The 3,348-nt window shown below is 64.4% G+C and carries 2 protein-coding genes; both read right to left on the minus strand.

What is annotated here, in order from left to right:
• Positions 1-332, minus strand: a 332-nt coding sequence (locus GRF61_RS23620; protein WP_348982472.1) for a biotin/lipoyl-containing protein, incomplete at its 3' end; no start/stop codon positions are given.
• 13 nt (positions 333-345) lie between these two features.
• Positions 346-3,027, minus strand: coding sequence for a pyruvate dehydrogenase (acetyl-transferring), homodimeric type (gene aceE, locus GRF61_RS23625; RefSeq protein ID WP_169153063.1), 2,682 nt, complete (start codon positions 3,025-3,027; stop codon positions 346-348).
• Positions 3,028-3,348: the final 321 nt, after the last annotated feature.

Consider the following 3,348-nt stretch of genomic DNA (forward strand, 5'->3'; position numbering starts at 1 on the left):
CTGCTGATCCGCCTGGAAGCCGCCGGCGCGGCGGCCGGGGTGGGCGGGGCGGCTGGCGCCGCCTTCGGTGCTTCGGCGGCAGTCGCTGCGCCGGCGGCTTCCAGGCGGATCAGCAGGGCGCCTTCGGCCACCTTGTCGCCGACCTTGACCAGCACTTCCTTGACCACGCCAGCGGCGGAGGAGGGCACGTCCATCGTGGCCTTGTCCGATTCCAGCGTGCAGATGGCGTCATCCACCGCGATGGTGTCGCCGACCTTCACGAACAGCTCGATCACCGGCACTTCGTCGAAGTCGCCGATGTCCGGAACTTTCACTTCAATCAGTTGGCTCATCGTCGCGTCCTCCTCAGACCGTCAGCGGGTTGGGCTTGTTGGCGTCCAGCGCATACTTCTGCAGCGCGGCGGCCACGGTTTCGCGCGGGATGCTGCCCTCGTCGGCCAGCGCCTTCAGCGCGGCCACGGTGACCCAGCGGCGATCCACTTCGAAGAAGTGGCGCAACTGCTCGCGGGTGTCGGAGCGGCCGAAGCCGTCGGTGCCCAGGGTGACGTAGCGGTTCTTGACGAAGGGGCGGATCTGCTCTGCGTAGAGCTTGACGTAGTCGGTGGCGGCGATCACCGGCCCGCTGGCGCCTTCCAGGCACTTCTCGACATGGGAGACGCGCTGGGTTTCCAGCGGATGCAGCATGTTCCAGCGGTTTACGTCCTGGCCGTCGCGTACCAGCTCGTTGAAGCTCGGGCAGCCCCAGATGTCGGCTTCCACCTTCCAGTCGTTCTTCAGCAGCTCGGCGGCGGCGATGACCTCGCGGAAGATCGTGCCGGAGCCCAGCAACTGCACGCGCGGGCCGCCGGAGGCCTCGGCCTTGCGGAAGGCGTACATGCCCTTGAGGATGTCCTGCTCGGCGCCGGCCGGCATCTCGGGATGTTCGTAGTTCTCGTTCATCACCGTGATGTAGTAGTAGATGTCCTCCTGTTCGGCGAACATCCGGCGCAGGCCGTCCTGCACCACCACCGCCACTTCGTACTGGAAGGTGGGGTCGTAGCTGATGCAGTTGGGGATCATGTTGGCGAGGATCAGGCTGTGGCCGTCCTCATGCTGCAGGCCTTCGCCGTTCAGCGTGGTGCGGCCGGCGGTGCCGCCGATCATGAAGCCGCGGGTGCGCTGGTCGGCAGCCGCCCAGCACAGGTCCATGGTGCGCTGCAGGCCGAACATGGAATAGAAGATGTAGAAGGGCACCATCTGCACGCCGTGCACGCTATAGGCGGTGCCGGCGGCGATCCAGTCGGCCATCGCGCCGGCTTCGTTGATGCCTTCCTGCAGTACCTGGCCAGTCTGCGATTCCTTGTAGAACATCAGCTGGTCATGGTCTTCCGGCACGTAGTTCTGGCCTTGCTGGTTCCAGATGCCGTACTGGCGGAACATGCCTTCCATGCCGAAGGTGCGGGATTCGTCGGGCACGATGGGCACGACATGGCGGCCGATGCCCTTGTCCTTGAGCAGGGTGTTCATGATGCGCACGATGGCCATCGTGGTGGACAACTCACGGCCTTCGCCGGAGGCTTTCAACAGCGCCTCGAAGGCGGACAGCGGCGGCACCGGCAGGGCTTCCGCGGTGCGGCGGCGCTGCGGCAGGAAACCGCCCAGGGCCACGCGGCGCTCCATCATGTACTTGTATTCGGCGGAGTCTTCCGGGAACTTCAAGTAGGGCAGCTCGGCCACCTTGTCATCCGGTACCGGCAGGCCGAAACGGTCGCGGAAGCGGCGTACCGCGTCCACATCCAGCTTCTTCTGCTGGTGGGAGATGTTCATCGCCTCGCCGGCCTGGCCCATGCCGAAGCCCTTGATGGTCTTGGCCAGGATCAGGGTGGGCTGGCCCTTGTGCTCGGTGGCGGCCTTGTAGGCGGCGAAGATCTTGAACAGGTCGTGGCCGCCGCGGTTGAGATTCCAGATCTCGTCGTCAGTCCAGTCGGCCACCAGCTCCTTCAGCTCGGGCGTGTTGAAGAAGTACTCGCGCACGTAGGCGCCGTTCTTGGCCTTGAAGGTCTGGTACTCGCCGTCCACGCATTCCATCATGCGCTTCTTCAGCAGGCCCTTCTTGTCGCGCTGGAGCAGGGTGTCCCAATGGGTGCCCCAGATCACCTTGATGACGTTCCAGCCGGCGCCGCGGAACTCGGCTTCCAGCTCCTGGATGATCTTGCCGTTGCCGCGTACCGGGCCGTCCAGGCGCTGCAGGTTGCAGTTGATGACGAACACCAGGTTGTCCAGCTGTTCGCGCGCGGCCATGCCGATCGCGCCCAGGGATTCGACTTCGTCGGTCTCGCCGTCACCGAGGAAGGCCCAGACCTTGCGCTGTTCGGCGCGCCCGGCGTCGATGAGACCGCGGGAGGCGAGGTACTTCATGAAACGGGCCTGGTAGATCGCCTGCAGCGGTCCCAGGCCCATGGAAACGGTGGGGAACTGCCAGAAGTCCGGCATCAGCCAGGGGTGCGGATAGGAAGAGATGCCTTTGCCATCCACTTCCTGGCGGAAGTTGTCCATCTGTTCTTCACTGAGGCGGCCGAGCATGAAGGCGCGGGCATAGACGCCGGGCACCGAGTGGCCCTGGAAGAAGATCAGGTCGCCATCGTGGTTGGCGGAAGGCGCATGCCAGAAATGGGAGAAGCCGACGTCGTAGAGGGCGGCGGCTGAGGCGAAGGAGGCAATGTGGCCGCCGACGTTGGTGTGCTTGTTGGCGCGCACCACCATCGCCATCGCATTCCAGCGGATGTAGGAATGGAGCTTGATCTCCATGTCCGGGTCGCCCGGATAGCGGGGCTGCTGGTCGGCGGGGATGGTGTTGATGTACTGGGTGGTGGCGGAATAGGGGATGTCCATCCCGTCTTCACGCGCGGCTTCTATGAGCCTTTCGATCAGGTAGTGTGCCCGTTCGGCGCCTTCGTTCTCGATGACTGCGGCCAGGGCATCCAGCCACTCCTTCGTTTCCTGCGTATCCGGGTCGGTTTGCAGAAAGACGTTTGTTTTCCCGGTCATGGTTTGTCTCCTCATGACTTGCGGTTGGCGGATCCCGCCAGGGTAGGGCGGGACGTTTTCAGAGCATGCGCGTGACCGTTCCGGACCTCGGGTAGGTCAACTTTTCAAACTATAAAACGATGTTTCGTCATGTGCAATTGTGCGCCGCAACCAAGAATTGACGCGGGAATGGCGCTGTCGCCGCCGCCGGGCCGGCGGCGGCCGGCATAGGGACGGAAAGGGCGTGGCCGCGGCCGGGGGCTGCGCAGCGGCTGGCTTCAGAGAAGAGTGGAGCGTGGGTGGAAAAGTGCCACCGGGAAAAAAATCGGCCGGGGGTGAGGG

Source organism: Azoarcus sp. TTM-91 (genome assembly GCF_012911025.1).
GTDB lineage: Bacteria > Pseudomonadota > Gammaproteobacteria > Burkholderiales > Rhodocyclaceae > Azoarcus.

Coding starts and splice junctions, on each gene's coding strand:
- aceE (WP_169153063.1), bottom strand. CDS start 3,027: ATGACCGGGAAAACAAACGTCTTTCTGCAAACCGACCCGGATACGCAG.